Here is a 15,403-nt window from a genome sequence, read left to right as displayed (position 1 = left end):
CGTCACTCGGCGGCTTCGGCGTGGGCCTCGACGCTGGCGAGATACCGCTCCACATCCAGCGCGGCCATGCAGCCCATCCCGGCCGCCGTCACCGCCTGGCGGTACACATCGTCGGTGACGTCGCCGGCTGCGAACACACCGTCCACGCTGGTGGTTGTGGAGCCAGGCGCGGTCTGGATATAGCCGCCGGACTTCAGCTCCAATTGACCCTTGAACAGCTCGGTTTGGGGCGAGTGCCCAATGGCGATGAAGATGCCGTCGATCTCCATCGTCGTCTCATCACCCGTCTTGGTGTGCGCAAGCTTGGCATGGGTGACGCCAAGCGGATCGTCCGCGCCGATCACCTCGACGAGATTGTGGTCCCAGATCACCTCGATCTTCGGGTTCTTGAACAGGCGCTCCTGCAGGATCTTCTCGGCGCGCAGCTCATCGCGGCGATGCACGAGCGTCACCTTGTCCGCCAAGTTGGCGAGATAGAGCGCTTCCTCCACGGCCGTATTGCCGCCGCCGACGACGATGACGTTCTTGCCGCGATAGAAGAAGCCGTCGCACGTGGCGCAGGCCGAAACGCCGAAGCCCTGGAACTTGTCCTCGGAGGGGAGGCCGAGCCAGCGCGCTTTCGCACCTGTGGCGATGATCAGCGCGTCGGCCGTGTACTCCTCGCCGCTGTCGCCTTTCAGCCGAAAGGGACGCTGGGAGATATCCGCCTCGACGACGGTGTCGGAAATAATCTCCGTGCCGACATGCTCGGCTTGCGCCCGCATCTGCTCCATCAGCCAGGGCCCCTGGATCACATCGGCGAAGCCCGGATAGTTCTCCACATCGGTGGTGATGGTCATCTGCCCGCCGGGCTGGATGCCTTCGATCAGGAGCGGCTTCAGCATGGCGCGGGCCGCATAGATGGCCGCGGTGTAGCCGGCCGGACCGGCGCCAATGATGATCAGCTTCTCGTGGCGGGAACCCATGGGCTTTGCCTCTCCTTGTCGCGTTGGGTGCGAGAGGTAAGCAGTTGCGCGCCCTCCTGCAACCCAAGTTGCTTCACAACTTCTTTTGTCCCGTCGAATCAAGACCGAGCGCCGCGCGGATCGGGGCGGCGACCGCCTCCGTGTCGTTCACCGGTGCATAGTCGAACGGATCGACGTGGCCTTCGAAGGGCCTTGTGGCGCCGCGTTCGCGCATCAAGGCGTGGAATCGCGCCAGCCGCGTGGAGCGGCCGGACAGGGGCTGAATGTAGACGGGTTTGCCGGTGCCCGTGGCCTCGGTGACCATGTTGACGGAGTCCTCGGTGACGACGATGGCGTCCGCCAGCGACAGAAAGGCGAGATACGGATTCTCGCCGCTCCCGTCCCAAACGACGTGCGGCACGTCCTTCACCGCCTCGGCCACGGCGCGCAGCGTGTCGGGGCGCGTGCGGCGCGACGGCGTGATCAGCAGCGATCCGCCGGTCTCGCGGGCGGCCGCTGCCAACGCTTGCCCAAATCGCGAACCGGCTTCCGGCGGAAAGCTGAAGGCGCGGCTCTCGCCGCCCAGAAGAACGGTGATGCGGGGGTGAGGCAGATCGGCGATGCGCGGCGCGTAGCGCGCGCCGGCCTCGGCCAGCTTGTCCGCCGTCACCCGATGAACGGCCCCGAACGTCGTGATCACGTTCGGCCCCTCGAAATCGTCATGCAGGGGCGCGGCAATGAGGTCGAAAAAGTGCGCAGGGACCTTGGGGTTCTGGATGTGGACGCCGTAGGCGCCGCCGATCTCTTTGATGGCTAGGGCCAGCGGCACGCTGCGCCGCCCGATCGAGATGACCAGGCGCGGCCAGGGCGGGGCGAGCGGGGTGTTCGACTGCGAGGCTGAAATCCGGCCCTTCGCGGGCACAAGGTGCTGGAAACGGGTCGGAATCAGCTGCATCGGCCCCGTGGGCTTCACGCGCTTCAGGACATAGGGCAGGCCCACCGCTTCAGCCACGGCAATACCTTGTGCCTCCATGCCCACCGCGCCGTCCGTGACGATCCAGGTTTCCGGCATGGGCTTCCTTAAATCCTACTCACGAGAATTTCCAGAATGGGAAATGCTCAAATTCTTTTCGATTCCGTTGTGTGGGAGGCATAAAAGTATGCAAAACTTCCCCACTGAACGTCAGTGACCTGCCATCGCGCCTTCTACCGCGATGGGCCCGCGATCGTCTAGGGAGCATGGGGCCCGATGCGTGCCGCCCGCCTCGATTCCACGGATTGGCTGATCTTGCGTGAATTGCAGGCCGATGGCCGGATCACGAACATCGAATTGGCGCGCAAAGTGGGCATTTCGGCGCCGCCTTGCCTGCGGCGTGTCCGGGCGCTGGAAGAAGCGGGCATCATCAAGGGCTTCACGGTCCTGCTCAACGATCGGGCGCTCGGTTTCGACGTCTCCGCCTTCGCCATGATCAAGCTTCACAGCCAGGCCGAGGCGGATCTGATCGCCTTCGAGAAGTGGGTCGCCGCGAGCCCCGTGGTCCGCGATTGCCACATGCTGTCGGGCGAAATCGACTTTCTGCTGCGCTGCGTGGCGCCGGACCTGACGATGTTCCAGGACTTCATCATTCACGAGCTCACGGCGGCGCCCAACGTGGAGAGCGTCAAGACCTCGCTCGTGATCCGGACATCCAAGCAAGCGCCGGGGGTTCCGACCGAGCTGATGTCCCAAGCGGCGGAGCCTGAACGGCACGGGCACGCTGATTAGCGCGCGACATTCGAGTAGACGGCGAGGTTCGGGTAGGCGACCCCGCTTTCCAAGGCGAGGTCCGGCCCGATCGGCGTCGGACCTTTCATCGCCCGGATGGCGCCGTCCTGGGCGCCGTCGATGAGGTTGTCGGTGATGAGGGCCGCGCCCGCGCCGGCGCTCGCCGCGACGCCGATCCCGATATGGCTCTTGCGCACCACGTTCCCGGTCACGGTCACGTCGCGCATGTAGTCGCCCCAGCCGACAATGATGCCGTAGGCCGGCGCGCCTTCCACGACGTTCGCGGTGACCGTCGTGTCGGCTTCGACGGCGATGCCGCTGCCGCGGGCTTCGCCCGTCTTCCGGAAGAACAGATTACGGACGATGTTGCCTTGGACCACGGCGAGCCGGCCGCCCTCGTTGAAATTGGTCACGGAGATGCCGGTGGCGGCGGTATCCACGATGTTGTTGGCGATCAGCGCGCCTTCGAATCCGAATTCGGCGTAAAGCGCGACTTCGCCGAGCCGCGAGCAGGAATTGGCGACCATCTGGCAATTCGATCCCGCATTGCTGCGGATGGCCGAATAGGCGCAATCGGAGATACGGTTCTGCGTTACGAGCACGGACCCGGCCCGGAACACGTTGACGCCGTTGCCGTTCTGGCCGCTGCCGCCGCTCTTGGCCGCGATGCGTTCGATGCGGTTGTCGGTGACGAGCGTGCCGTCCTCGCCCTTTTCCGAGCGCCAGACCAGGATGCCGTTGTCGCCGCAATCGTGGATGTGATTGCTGCTGATCTCGAGACCGCCCGCGTCTTCGCTGAAGAGGGCAGCGCTCGTGATGTTGCCGAACGTGCAGTTCGAGATGCGGCCCGAGGATTTGCGCAGGGTCATGCCGCCGGCACCGCTGTTGAGGAAGCGGCAGGCTGAGACGTCGAGCGCGGTCGCACCTGTGGCCGTCATCAGCGCGCCGTCGTCGGCGAGCGGTGCGCCGCCGCCATCGAGCACCAGGCCCGACAGGCGCACATTGTCCGCGTCCTCGACGACGAAGATCGGCACGCCGTCCGATTTCAGGATCGTCCGTCCCGGAACGCCCTGCACATGGGTGCCGGCCTTCAGCGTCAACGTGCCGGTCTTGTAGGTGCCCGCGGGCAGGAACAGCGGTTCGCCGTTGGCGGCCGCCTCGTTGAGGGCTTGTTGCAGCGTCGCGGTTTGCGAGACCGCGCCGCCCGCCGGGACGATGCCGCGGCTGCTGGTGCCGTCGAATGCCAGCGCCGTGTGCGGGCCCATCATGCCGAGTCCGGCGCCAACACCCGTGCCGAGGCCCGCCAGCAGCGCGTCCCGCCGTCCGATCTGAGGTGCGCCGCCGGGGGCGGCGGGCTTGCCGGACTTGGTCATGGCATGTCCGTCGGGGGTGGCGTGCCCAGCGGCCCCGCCTCGAACTTGCTCTGCAGCTGCACCGCTTGCAGCGCCTCCTGCAGGATCATCTCCGCTGCCTGCAGCAGGGAGTGTAGGCTGAGGACATGGGGTTGCGGGATGTGCACGAAGAGCGCGTCGCTGCCGTTCTGCTCCGCCCAATGGAGCGACCGGAAATAGAGATCGTTGCAGAGATAGCGGCCGCAGGACTGAGAGACGGATGCCGGGAAGTTCTCGGCTTGCAGCCGCGCGGCGAGCGCATCGACGGGCAGCCAAGTCTCGAGCGTGTCGCTGCACCCGGTAATCACGTCAGAGCGCCCGGGATGGGCGCCGGCGGCGTCCGGGCGCTGCTCGGTCTGGTTATGGGCCTTGCACTCCAGCTGAATTTCCGTCGCCTCGGTCTGGACGCCGAAATGGATCATGAGGCGCGGCCGGATGGCCTGGTGGAAATAAGCGGCGCGGCTGGCGACGGCCGTCCATTCGGTCGGCAAAACCGCGCGATAGAGCATGCAGTCGGTGGGGGGTGCGGTTGCGGCGACCCGTTCGGCGATCCAGCCGGACGGGTTTTCGGCGACGCCGGGAAACGGGCCAAAGCCCGTGACGAGGACGCGTGGTCTGGCCGAATCGTGTGCCATGGGGTCGGACGAAACGTCTGCCATAGCTCTGGCTTAGCCCCGCTTTGCGAAAGAGGGAAGGGCTTATCGGACTTGTGGTTGACCCGAGCGGAAGGCCCGTCTGCGGCTACTCGGGATCCTTGAGCCCGACAAGCTTGGCGAGCGCATCGGCCCCGTCGGCCGGGCTCATCGTGCCCGCGCGCACCTGGTCCTCGATGTCCTGATATTCGCGCGCGGCGCGGCGTCCGCCCTTGAAGGCGGCGAGGAGGCGCTGTTCGAAGATCTCGCGCATCCAGGTGGCGGCTTGTTCGGCGCGCCGGTCGTCGAGGACCCCGGCTTCCGACAAGGAGCGGCGGCACTCTCCGATCTTCTCCCACAGCGTATCGAGGCCGGTGTTGTCCCGCGCGGACATGGTGAGCACGGCCGGCTGCCAGGCGGTGTTGCCGGAGGCAAGGATGTGCAGCGCCGCGCGATACTCCGTGGCCGCGCGGTTCGCGCGCTCCACGTTGTCGCTGTCGGCTTTGTTGACGGCGATGATGTCGGCGAGCTCCAGGAGGCCGCGCTTGATGCCTTGCAGTTCGTCGCCCGCGCCCGGAATGGCCACGACCACGAACACGTCGACCATGTTGGACACCGCGGTCTCCGACTGGCCGACGCCGACCGTCTCGACCAGAACCACGTCGAAGCCGGCCGCCTCGGCGATGGCGATGGTCTCGCGGGTCGTCTTTGTCACGCCGCCGAGGCTGGTGCCGGCCGGGGAGGGGCGAATGAAGGCATTCGTCTCCGAGGCGAGCCGTCCCATGCGGGTCTTGTCGCCAAGAATGGAGCCGCCTGTGCGCGACGAGGTGGGATCGACCGCGAGCACGGCCACCTTATGACCTGCTGCAATCAGGTTGAGGCCGAACTGATCGATGAGCGTGGACTTTCCTGCGCCGGGTGGCCCGCTGATGCCGATACGGATTGCTCTGCCAGTGTCGGCCATCAGGGTCTTCAGCAGTTCCCGCGCGCGGACCTGATCCTCGGGCCGCGTGCTCTCGATCAGCGTAATGGCGCGGCCCAGCGCCACCCTGTCGCCTTTGCGGACAGCATCTGCGATCTCGTCAACGCTTTGCTGGGGTTTGGCGGTCACGGCGCCCGGGCTGCTTGAAGCTTTGGCCGTCATCTACTCTGCGGCGGCTTTGGGCGCCACGCCGAGCTTGCCGAGAATGTCGATGGCGGCGTTGGCGATGGGCGTGCCGGGTCCGAAAATGGCCTTCGCGCCCGCCTCGAAGAGCTCGGGATAGTCCTGCGGCGGAATCACGCCGCCCACGACGATCATGATGTCGCCACGCCCCTGATCCTCCAGCGCCTGACGCAAGGCCGGAACCAGCGTCAGGTGGCCGGCGGTCAGCGAGGAGACGCCCAGGATGTGCACGTCGTTTTCGATGGCCTGGCGCGCGGCTTCTTCCGGCGTTTGGAAGAGGGGACCGATATCCACGTCGAAGCCGAGATCGGCAAATGCGGACGAGATAACCTTCTGGCCGCGGTCGTGGCCGTCCTGGCCCATCTTGGCCACGAGGATACGCGGCCGTCGGCCGTGCTCGGCCTCGAAGGCGTCGATCATGTCGGCCACGCGGTCCATGTTCCCGTCCTTCTTCATCTCGGATTTGTACACGCCGGTGATCGCCGTGATGCTGGCTTGGTGCCGACCGTACACTTTCTCGAGCGCGTAGGAAATCTCGCCCACGGTGGCCATCGCGCGCGCGGCGTTCACGGCGCCTTCGAGCAGGTTGCCCTTGCCGCTCTCGGCGTACTGCGTGAGCGCGGCGAGCGCTTCGGTGACCGCGGCTTCGTCGCGCTCGCCTCTGAGGCGTTCGAGCTTGGCGAGCTGCTGTTCGCGCACCGAGCGATTGTCGACCTTGAGGAGACGAATGTCCGCATCGGTCTCGGAGCGATATTTGTTCACGCCGACGATCGTTTGACGGCCGGAATCGATGCGCCCCTGCGTGGCCGTGGCCGCCTGCTCGATCATGCGTTTGGGAATGCCCGCCTCGATGGCCTTGGCCATGCCGCCGAAGTCACTGATCTCCTTGATATGTTCCATCGCTTTGGCGGCGAGGTCGTGGGTGAGGCGCTCCACGTAGTAGCTGCCGCTCCACGGATCGATGATGCGCGTCGTGCCGCTTTCCTTCTGCAGCATCAGCTGCGTGTTGCGCGCGATGCGTGCGGAAAAGTCCGTGGGCAGCGCAAGCGCTTCGTCGAGACCGTTCGTGTGCAGCGACTGGGTATGGCCTTGGGTGGCGGCCATGGCCTCGACGCAGGTGCGGATCACGTTGTTGTAGACGTCCTGCGCCGACAGGCTCCAGCCGCTGGTCTGGCAGTGGGTGCGCAAGGCCAGCGACTTGGCGTTCTTCGGCGCGAACTCTTCTTGCATCAGCTTCGCCCAGAGGATGCGGCCCGCGCGCATCTTGGCGATCTCCATGTAGTAGTTCATGCCGATGGCCCAGAAGAAGGACAGGCGCGGGGCGAACGAGTCCACATCGAGGCCGGAAGCGATCGCCGCGCGCACGTATTCGACGCCGTCGGCAAGCGTGTAGCCGAGCTCCAGGTCCGCCGTCGCGCCGGCTTCCTGCATGTGGTAGCCGGAGATCGAAATCGAGTTGAAGCGCGGCATCTCCCGCGACGTGTAGCCGATGATGTCGGAGACGATGCGCATCGAAGGTTCGGGCGGATAGATGTAGGTGTTCCGCACCATGAACTCTTTGAGGATGTCGTTCTGGATCGTGCCGGACAGCTGGTCGTGGCCGACGCCTTGCTCCTCGCCCGCGACGATGAAGAGCGCGAGCACGGGCAGCACCGCGCCGTTCATGGTCATGGACACGGAGACCTGATCCAGCGGAATGCCGTCGAACAGCACGCGCATGTCGTAGATGGAGTCGATGGCGACGCCCGCCATGCCCACGTCGCCCGTCACGCGCTCGTGGTCGGAGTCGTAGCCGCGGTGCGTGGCGAGATCGAAAGCGATGGAGACGCCTTGCTGACCGGCGGCGAGATTGCGCCGGTAGAAGGCGTTGGAATCCTCGGCCGTGGAGAAGCCGGAATACTGGCGCACGGTCCAGGGGCGCTGCACGTACATGGTGGGGTAGGGGCCGCGCAGGTAAGGCGGCAGGCCCGGCAGCCCGTCGATGAAGTCGAGACCCTCGCGGTCTTCCTTGCCGTAGACCGGCTTCACGGCGATGCCTTCGGGCGTTTCCCAAGGCTCGGCGGCAGGGCCAAGCGCGGGCTCTTGCGGCTCGCGATACTCGATGTCGGAAAACTTCGGAATGCCTGTCACTTAAGCCCCCAAATGTTCGTAGGCGCCAGTCAGTGTTTCCAGCGCGTTGCCGCCTGCCGCGACGAAGCTTTCGACGCCTGCGTCCCGCAGCGCGGCTTCGATATCGCCGGGCTTCCCGGCGAGATAGACATGGGCGGCGCCGGCGTCTTTCAGCGCCTTCGCGGCTTCGGCGCCGTGCTCCGCATAGACCTTGTCCGAGGAGCACAGGCAGGCGAGCGAGGCGCCCGATTCCCGGAAGCCTTCGATCGTCTCGGGAAGCGTCTTCTCGGACGACGCGGCGATGGCCTCGATGCCGCCTGCTTCGAACAGGCTCTTGGCGAAGGACGCGCGCGTGTTGAAATCGGCCGGACGCCCAAGACAGGCCAGGAAGATCTTCGGGCGCGCGCCGGTCTTCGCCAGCACGGCGTCGCTGCGGTCACGCAAGGCTTCGAACGGCTCGCCGAGACGCATGGGCTTGAGCGGCGTCACTTCTTGCGCGCCGGTCTCGGCCGGGGCCGGTGCGACATCCATGACGGCCAGATCGTCCTCGCCGAGATCGGGGAACTCAGACGTGCCGATCAGCGAGTCTTTGCGTTGCGCCATGGCCTTCTCGCGGGCGTCGCGGGTCTCGGCGACGGCCTCTTGGAAGAGACCGCTTTCGAGGACCGCGAGCACGCCGCCGGCTTCGTCGAACTTCTGGAACAGGCGCCAGGCCTTGGCACACAGCTCGCTCGTCAGCGCTTCCAGCGCGCCGGAACCGGCGGCAGGATCGGCCACGCGATAGAGGTTCGACTCTTCCAGCAGCACACTCTGCGTATTGCGGGCCACGCGGCGGCCGAAGGCCTCCGGCAGGCCGAGGGCTGCGGTGTAGGGCAGCACGGTCACGGCGTTGGCCCCGCCCACGGCGGCGGCCAGCGTGGCGATGGTCCCGCGCACGATGTTTCCTTGCGCGTGGCGCTTGGTCATCATGCGCCACGCGGTTTCGCCGGTGACGAAAGCGGGCTCGGGCGTCAGCCCGCAGGCTTCCTCGACGCGCGACCACAGCTTGCGCAAGGCGCGGAACTTGGCGGTGGTCAGGAACTGGTTCTGGTCGGCAGCCAGGCGGAAGAAGATCATCCGCCGCGCCTCATCCAACGGAATGCCCGCCGCCTCGAAGGCGCGCAGGTAGCAAATCGCAGACGCCAGCGCGAAGGCCAGCTCCTGCGCCTCGGTGCCGCCGGCCTCATGGACGGGACGGCCGTCGGCGGCGGCGAAGCGGCCTTTGAAACCGCGCGCGGACAAATCTTTGGCGAGAGCGGCGACATCCTCAGGGGTGGCGTCCGTCGCGCCCTTGGCGGCGAGTACGCCGATGGGATCGAAGCCGAAGCGAATATTGGTGTGGTTCGCGGGCAGGCCGCGGGAGTCGACCAGATCGGCGACCATGTTGGCCACCGCCGCCGCATTGGTGCCGAGCTGAAGTTCGAGCGGGACGCCCCATTCCAGGTGCACGCCTTCGAGCGCGGCGCCGATCGCGTCAGCCTCCGCCGGCAGCGCATAGCCGCATTCGCCGACGGCACCCTGAAACACGAGCGCGATGCCCGAAGCTCCGTTGTTAAGATCCTCGAGAATCTGGCCGTTCGCGGTGCCGGGATCCGTGATGTCGATGCGCTGGGTGATTTCCCAGGGCGTGCCCGGATCGCGGCCCGGAACGACCGCCCCGTCTTCGGCAGGCGGATAGAGCGGCTCGATAACGGAGCCATCGTAGGTCTTTGATTCCAGAATGGAAAACGGAGCGCCCTTCAGCGCTTTCTCAACGAGCTCTTTCCATGCGGAATCTTCGGCCTTCGGAAAGGCGGATACGAGTGACAGGTCTGACATGCGTGTAAGCCTAGATTGGTTCTGGATTTTCTCCTAGCAGAAGCCAGCGCGGCAAGAAACCCACGGACGAGCAACCAGTGGGGGTGGCGAACTTGGTCCGGCGGCGCGCGCTCCTGTTGGCGTCGGGCGCGCGCGGCGGCTAGAGTGCCGCAACGGCAGATTTGGGCGATTGAAGGAGTTCGGGGGATGGCGAGGCGGACGAAAGCTTCCGTGAAGGACGCAGCGACCGAGGACGGCAAGACGGCAGAGGCGGCGGAGACCGAGACTGCCGTCGTGGAGCCGATCGAGATCCCCGACGATTGGGTGTTCATCGGCAAGAGCACCAAGCCCGAATACATTCTCCTGAAACTCGCCAACCGGCACGGCCTCATCACTGGCGCCACCGGCACAGGTAAGACCGTCACCCTGCAGGGGCTCGCGGAGAGCTTCTCCGACGCGGGCGTGCCGGTGTTCTGCGCCGACGTGAAGGGCGATCTGTCCGGCGTCGCGGCCATGGGCAAGGAGAAGGGCTGGATCAAGGAACGCGCGGCCATGATCGGCTACGACGTGAAGTTCACCGCCCATCCCGTGATCTTCTGGGATCTGTTCGGCGAACAGGGGCATCCGGTGCGCACGACCGTGTCGGAACTCGGCCCGCTGATGCTGTCGCGGCTGATGGATCTCAGCGATGCGCAGGAAGGCGTTTTGAACATCGCCTTCCGCATCGCCGACGAGGAAAAGCTGCCGCTGCTCGACCTCAAGGATCTGCAATCGCTCCTGGAGGACCTCGCGGCGCGGGCGAACGAGCTCACCACGCGCTATGGCAATGTGGGCAAGCGCTCGATCGGCGCCATTCAGCGGCAGCTGCTCGTGCTGGAACAGCAGGGCGGCAATCACTTCTTCGGCGAGCCCGCGCTCGACGTGGGCAAGGATCTGATGCGGACCGACGACGAGGGGCGCGGCTATATCGGTGTGCTGGCTGCCGACAAGCTGATGCAGAGCCCGCGGCTCTACGCGACCTTCCTGCTGTTCCTGCTGTCGGAACTGTTCGAGGAACTCCCCGAAATCGGCGACCCCGAGAAACCGAAGCTCGTCTTCTTCTTCGACGAGGCTCATCTGCTGTTCCGCGACGCGCCGAAGGCGCTGCTCGAGAAGGTCGAGCAGGTGGTGCGCCTGATCCGCTCGAAGGGCGTCGGCGTTTATTTCGTGACGCAGAACCCGCGCGACGTGCCCGACACGGTCTCGCGCCAGCTCGGCAATCGCGTGCAGCATGCCTTGCGCGCCTTTACGCCCGCCGAGCAAAAAGCGGTGAAGTCCGCGGCCGAGACTTTCCGTCCGAACCCAGATCTCGATACCGAGCAGATGATCATGTCCATGGGCATCGGCGAGGCGCTGGTCTCGACGCTCGACGAGAAGGGCCAGCCGAGCATCGTCCAGCACACCTACGTCAAGCCGCCGTCCTCGCAAGTGGGGCCGATCACGAAGGACGAGCGTAAAGCGCTCATGGAGAAGGACCCGGTCGCCGGCAAATACGATGAGTCGATCGACCGGGAATCCGCTCACGAAATCCTTCAGAAGCGGACAGAGGAGCGGGCCAAGGCCGCGGCCGAGGCGGAAGCTGCGGAGGAGAAGTCCAAGACCACCACGAAATCGTCCGGCGGATCGCGCGGCGACGGCTTCTGGACGGCGCTCGGCAAGTCCGTGGTGCGCGCGGTGGTGCCCATGGCGACGCGCGTGCTGGAAGACGCGATTAGGCGGAACGCGCTCGGAGGCCAGCGCCGGCGTTAGCGCTCGTGGCATTGGGACGCGTGCGCGGCCGCTAGTGGCATTCGCGTACCCTGTGCTACACGGGCGCCATGTTCACGCTCGACTCCATAACCTTGCGCCTCGGCGGTCACGTCATTCTGGACCGCGCCTCCGTCGCCATGCCGCCGAAAGCCCGTGTGGGGCTCGTGGGCCGCAATGGCGCGGGCAAGTCCTCGCTGCTCAAGATGATCGCCGGCATCTACGAGGCCGACGAGGGGCGCATCGAAGCGCCCAGCGGGACCAGGATCGGCTATCTCAAGCAGGATGCGCCCGGCGGGCTTGCGACGCCGTTCGAAACCGTGCTCGCGGCGGCCGAGGAGCGGGCCGCGCTTCTGGATGAGGCCGACACCGCGACGGACGCGCATCGCATCGCTGAAATTCACGAGCGCCTGAACGCGATCGACGCCCATGGGGCGCCGTCGCGGGCTGCACGTATCCTCGCGGGGCTCGGCTTCTCCGAGGACGACCAGCACCGCCCGCTGACGGAGTTCTCGGGCGGCTGGCGCATGCGCGTGGCGCTCGCAGCGCTGCTCTTCTCCGAGCCCGATCTGCTGCTGCTCGACGAGCCCTCGAACCATCTCGATCTCGAGGCGGCGCTGTGGCTCGAGTCCTTCCTGCGCGCCTATCCCGCCAGCCTGATCGTGGTGAGCCACGAGCGCGACATGCTGAACAACGTCGTCAGCCACATCGTGCATGTGGACCACGGCAAGACCACGCTCTACGTGGGCAATTACGATCAGTTCGAGCGGCAGCGGCATGAGCGCCAGGCGCAGGACGCGGCGATGCGCGCCAAGCTAGAGGCAAAGCGCCAGAAGCTGCAGGCCTATGTGGACCGCTGGCGCTACAAGGCGCATACGGCCCGTCAGGCGCAGAGCCGCCTGAAGGCGCTGCAACGCATGGCGCCTGAGGCTGAAGTCTTCGACGACGCTTCGCTCGTTTTCGACTTCCCTTCGCCCAAAGAGGTGAAGCCGCCGCTGATGATGCTGGAGGATGTCGCCGTCGGCTATGTGCCGGGTAAGCCGGTGCTGTCGCATATCGACTTGCGCATCGACCCGGACGATCGCATTGCCCTCGTGGGCCGCAACGGCAACGGCAAGACCACCTTGGCGCGGGCGCTCGCAGGCCAACTGTCGCCCATGGATGGCCAGATCAAGGCGAGCGGCAAACTTTCCGTCGGCTATTTCGCCCAGCACCAGATCGAAGAGCTTGTGTCGGAGGACACGCCGCTGCAGCACATGGAGCGCATGATGCCGGAGGCGAAGCCCGGCGAGGTGCGGGCCCATCTCGCCCGGTTCGGTTTCTCCGGCGACAAGGTCGGCGTGAAGGTCAGCGCGCTGTCCGGCGGGGAGCGGGCGCGGCTGTCGCTTGCGCTGGTGACGCGCGATGCCCCCCACATCCTCATCCTCGACGAGCCGACGAACCATCTCGACGTGGATGCGCGCGAGGCTTTGGTGCAGGCGCTCGCCGGTTTCGGCGGCGCCGTCATCGTGGTCAGCCACGATCGGCATCTTTTGGGCCTCATCGCCGACCGGCTGTTGCTGGTGGATGGCGGCCGGGCGCAGGAGTTCGACGGCACGCTCGAGGATTACCGCGACAGCGTGCTGAGCGCAGCGCGCGCGGGCAAAGGCAAGTCCGGCAATGGAATGTCCCAAACCGAAGCGCCGAAGGACACGTTGTCGAAGGCCGAGCGCAAGGAGAAGCGCAAAGCAGCCGCCGACGCGCGCGAGCGCACCAAACCCTTGCGCAAAGCCATTGCCGATGCCGAAGCCGATATGAAGACGCTGACCAAGAAGCGCGAGGTGGTGGATGCCAAGCTGATCGATGCGTCGCCGGCGCAAGCGAGCGAGCTCATGAAGCAGCGTGGACAGCTCACCCGCGAGATCGAGGAAGCCGAAGCCCGCTGGCTGGAAGCGAGCGAAGCGGTCGAGACGGCCATGGCGGAAGTCGACGCCTAAGGCCGACGCTCCAAAGCAAAACGGGCGCCCCGAAGGACGCCCGTTTCTAAAACTCTGTGCCTATCGCTGTACGGCGCGAAGCGCCTTAGGAAGACGGCGCCTGAGCGTACATTTCCTCGACATGCTCCCAGTTGATGAGATTGTCGAACCACGCTTCCAGGTATTTCGGCCGCGCGTTGCGGTAGTCGATGTAATAGGAATGCTCCCACACATCGCAGCCGAGCAGCGGCCAGCCGCCATGGACGAGCGGGTTCTCGCCGTTCGGCGTCTTAGTTACTTCCAGCTTGCCGTCTTTCAGCGTCAGCCAGGCCCAGCCCGATCCGAACTGGCCCGCACCGGCGGCCAGGAAGTCCTCGCGGAACTTGTCGAAGCCGCCAAGGTCCCGGTCGATCAGCGCCAGGACCGCGCCCGGCACTTTCTTGCCGCCGCCGTCCTTGGTCATCCAGGGCCAGAAATGAATATGATTGAAGTTCTGCGCGGCGTTGTTGAACACGCCGGCGTCCTTGCCGAAGCTTTCCTTGATGATGGTCTCGAGTTCCTTGCCCTCGTAGTCGGTGCCTTTGATCAGGTCGTTCAGCTTGTCCACGTAAGCCTTGTGGTGCTTGTCGTGGTGATACTCCAGCGTTTCGGCCGACATATAGGGCTGCAGGGAATCGTATGCGTAGGGGAGGGGTACGAGTTCGAATGCCACTTTGGGTCTCCGCGAACTTAGAGTGAAAAGAATACCGGACGGCGCGAAGCTAAAGCGTCGGCCATGCCGAAGCAACCGGGGCCGCGTCAAAGGGGCCAGGTTGCCATGCGGGGTATCGAAGACAATACCCCAAGCGTCTCAATTGTTCCGGAGAAATCGGGGTGGGCGTGGAGCCCCTGAACTCCACGCCCGGTGCCGAGGAAGGTTCGCTACAATCAGTACAGGGATCTGACGCTTTGGAGAGTGCGATTTTCCACCTGAACCCAACATGAACCGATCCTGCAGGGTCGGTTCACGTATTCGGAGCCTTAGTGGCTGCGCTTGGCGATGTGGAGGGGTGGTTGGAGACCATCGCAAGGGCGATTTGTCTCCCCCTTGTCATCACCCGGCACCCGGGTCCGGCTGCGCCGGCCCGAGCACAAGCTTGATGGTCCGGGTGATCCAGTAACCAGTGCCGTTCCGGATCACGACGGGCGGTGTTTACTGGATACCCGCGTTCGCGGGTATGACACGGTCGGGCAAGCCCCAAGAACCTACTTGATGAGGGCCTGCAGCGCCTTGAATTCCGGGGTTCCGGCGCGTTCCATCCATTCGAACAGAACCATCTCGCTGTCCACGATGTCGACGCTGGATTTCTGCAGGCGCGACAGGGCCAGCTTGAGGCTGCTCTTCGAGCGCGAGCCGACGGCGTCGGCGACCACAAAGGCCTCGAAGCCTTGCGTTTCGAGGTCCATGGCGGTCTGCGCCACGCAGACATGGGCCTCGATGCCGCCGATCACGACCTGTGAGCGGCCTTCGCGGCGTAGGTTGTGGAGCCGGTCCCGCAACATCTCGTTGCGCATGCAGGAAAACTCGGTCTTGTCGGCGACGAAGCCGTCGTTGGCGAAGGCGTCGCGCACGGAATCGTGGGTCGGCCCCAGCCCTTGTGGATATTGCTCCGACATGGTGATGGGGATGCCGAGCTTGCGGGCGGCGATGACGAGGCGCACGCAGCGGTCGATGACACGATCCGCGCCTTTGATGGCATTCAGGAGCTTGTCCTGGACGTCGACGATGAGGACTTGGGATTTTTCGCGTGAGAGCAGCATGAGCGGCACTCTGGCATAGGT

Annotated in this window: 12 protein-coding genes; 3 read left to right on the top strand and 9 right to left on the bottom strand. The window is 65.5% G+C overall.

The genetic code is table 11. From position 1 onward, the window contains the following. Window positions 1-2: 2 nt before the first annotated feature. Together trxB and GL4_RS12640 are read right to left on the bottom strand one after the other, a co-directional pair. Window positions 3-965, bottom strand: a complete 963-nt coding sequence (trxB, locus tag GL4_RS12645; protein WP_045368074.1) for a thioredoxin-disulfide reductase — start codon at window positions 963-965, stop codon at window positions 3-5. Window positions 966-1,038: 73 nt separating this feature from the next. Continuing rightward, window positions 1,039-2,016: a mitochondrial fission ELM1 family protein gene (locus GL4_RS12640; protein ID WP_045368072.1), complete on the bottom strand. Its 978-nt coding sequence runs from the start codon at window positions 2,014-2,016 to the stop codon at window positions 1,039-1,041. A gap of 177 nt (window positions 2,017-2,193) precedes the next feature. Between GL4_RS12640 and GL4_RS12635 the strand changes: the two genes are divergently transcribed. Next, on the top strand, window positions 2,194-2,709 hold the full coding sequence (locus GL4_RS12635) for an Lrp/AsnC family transcriptional regulator (RefSeq protein WP_045368070.1): 516 nt from the start codon (window positions 2,194-2,196) through the stop codon (window positions 2,707-2,709). Here the strand turns inward: GL4_RS12635 and GL4_RS12630 are convergent. The 5 genes from GL4_RS12630 to GL4_RS12615 form a co-directional block, all read right to left on the bottom strand. After that, the gene (locus tag GL4_RS12630; RefSeq protein WP_052464482.1) at window positions 2,706-4,082 is read right to left on the bottom strand and encodes a TIGR03808 family TAT-translocated repetitive protein; all 1,377 of its coding nucleotides are present in this window, start codon (window positions 4,080-4,082) and stop codon (window positions 2,706-2,708) included. The two genes, GL4_RS12635 and GL4_RS12630, sit on opposite strands and share 4 nt — an antisense overlap. Continuing rightward, window positions 4,079-4,735, bottom strand: a complete 657-nt coding sequence (locus GL4_RS16860) for a pyroglutamyl-peptidase I (protein WP_172653355.1) — start codon at window positions 4,733-4,735, stop codon at window positions 4,079-4,081. The genes GL4_RS12630 and GL4_RS16860 overlap by 4 nt, the downstream gene beginning before the upstream one ends. A gap of 106 nt (window positions 4,736-4,841) precedes the next feature. Next, complete coding sequence (gene meaB / locus GL4_RS12625; RefSeq protein ID WP_045368069.1) at window positions 4,842-5,876, bottom strand: methylmalonyl Co-A mutase-associated GTPase MeaB; 1,035 nt, start codon at window positions 5,874-5,876, stop codon at window positions 4,842-4,844. After that, on the bottom strand, window positions 5,877-8,027 hold the full coding sequence (scpA, locus tag GL4_RS12620) for a methylmalonyl-CoA mutase (RefSeq protein WP_045368068.1): 2,151 nt from the start codon (window positions 8,025-8,027) through the stop codon (window positions 5,877-5,879). Continuing rightward, entirely contained in the window at window positions 8,028-9,863 is a 1,836-nt protein-coding gene (locus GL4_RS12615) for a methylmalonyl-CoA mutase family protein (RefSeq protein WP_045368066.1), read from the bottom strand. A gap of 186 nt (window positions 9,864-10,049) precedes the next feature. Here GL4_RS12615 and GL4_RS12610 point away from each other — a divergent pair, with 186 nt between their 5' ends. Next, window positions 10,050-11,630, top strand: a complete 1,581-nt coding sequence (locus GL4_RS12610; protein WP_156137589.1) for a helicase HerA-like domain-containing protein — start codon at window positions 10,050-10,052, stop codon at window positions 11,628-11,630. Window positions 11,631-11,698: 68 nt separating this feature from the next. Next, complete coding sequence (locus GL4_RS12605; RefSeq protein ID WP_045368065.1) at window positions 11,699-13,603, top strand: ABC-F family ATP-binding cassette domain-containing protein; 1,905 nt, start codon at window positions 11,699-11,701, stop codon at window positions 13,601-13,603. An 85-nt stretch (window positions 13,604-13,688) separates the two neighbouring features. Here the strand turns inward: GL4_RS12605 and GL4_RS12600 are convergent, their stop codons facing one another. Together GL4_RS12600 and GL4_RS12595 are read right to left on the bottom strand one after the other, a co-directional pair. After that, the gene (locus GL4_RS12600) at window positions 13,689-14,294 is read right to left on the bottom strand and encodes a superoxide dismutase (RefSeq protein ID WP_045368064.1); all 606 of its coding nucleotides are present in this window, start codon (window positions 14,292-14,294) and stop codon (window positions 13,689-13,691) included. A gap of 533 nt (window positions 14,295-14,827) precedes the next feature. Next, window positions 14,828-15,382 carry an isochorismatase family protein gene (locus GL4_RS12595; RefSeq protein WP_045368062.1) on the bottom strand — a complete coding sequence of 185 codons (555 nt, stop codon included), beginning with the start codon at window positions 15,380-15,382 and terminating at the stop codon, window positions 14,828-14,830. Window positions 15,383-15,403 lie beyond the last annotated feature (21 nt).

The sequence above is a fragment of the Methyloceanibacter caenitepidi genome, from assembly GCF_000828475.1.
GTDB classification, from domain to species: domain Bacteria; phylum Pseudomonadota; class Alphaproteobacteria; order Rhizobiales; family Methyloligellaceae; genus Methyloceanibacter; species Methyloceanibacter caenitepidi.
This window is presented reverse-complemented; position numbering and strand designations above follow the sequence as displayed.

Coding starts and splice junctions, on each gene's coding strand:
- GL4_RS12635 (WP_045368070.1), top strand. CDS start 2,194: ATGCGTGCCGCCCGCCTCGATTCCACGGATTGGCTGATCTTGCGTGAA.
- GL4_RS12605 (WP_045368065.1), top strand. CDS start 11,699: ATGTTCACGCTCGACTCCATAACCTTGCGCCTCGGCGGTCACGTCATT.
- GL4_RS12610 (WP_156137589.1), top strand. CDS start 10,050: ATGGCGAGGCGGACGAAAGCTTCCGTGAAGGACGCAGCGACCGAGGAC.
- meaB (WP_045368069.1), bottom strand. CDS start 5,876: ATGACGGCCAAAGCTTCAAGCAGCCCGGGCGCCGTGACCGCCAAACCC.
- trxB (WP_045368074.1), bottom strand. CDS start 965: ATGGGTTCCCGCCACGAGAAGCTGATCATCATTGGCGCCGGTCCGGCC.
- GL4_RS12640 (WP_045368072.1), bottom strand. CDS start 2,016: ATGCCGGAAACCTGGATCGTCACGGACGGCGCGGTGGGCATGGAGGCA.
- GL4_RS12595 (WP_045368062.1), bottom strand. CDS start 15,382: ATGCTGCTCTCACGCGAAAAATCCCAAGTCCTCATCGTCGACGTCCAG.
- GL4_RS12615 (WP_045368066.1), bottom strand. CDS start 9,863: ATGTCAGACCTGTCACTCGTATCCGCCTTTCCGAAGGCCGAAGATTCC.
- GL4_RS12630 (WP_052464482.1), bottom strand. CDS start 4,082: ATGACCAAGTCCGGCAAGCCCGCCGCCCCCGGCGGCGCACCTCAGATC.
- GL4_RS16860 (WP_172653355.1), bottom strand. CDS start 4,735: ATGGCACACGATTCGGCCAGACCACGCGTCCTCGTCACGGGCTTTGGC.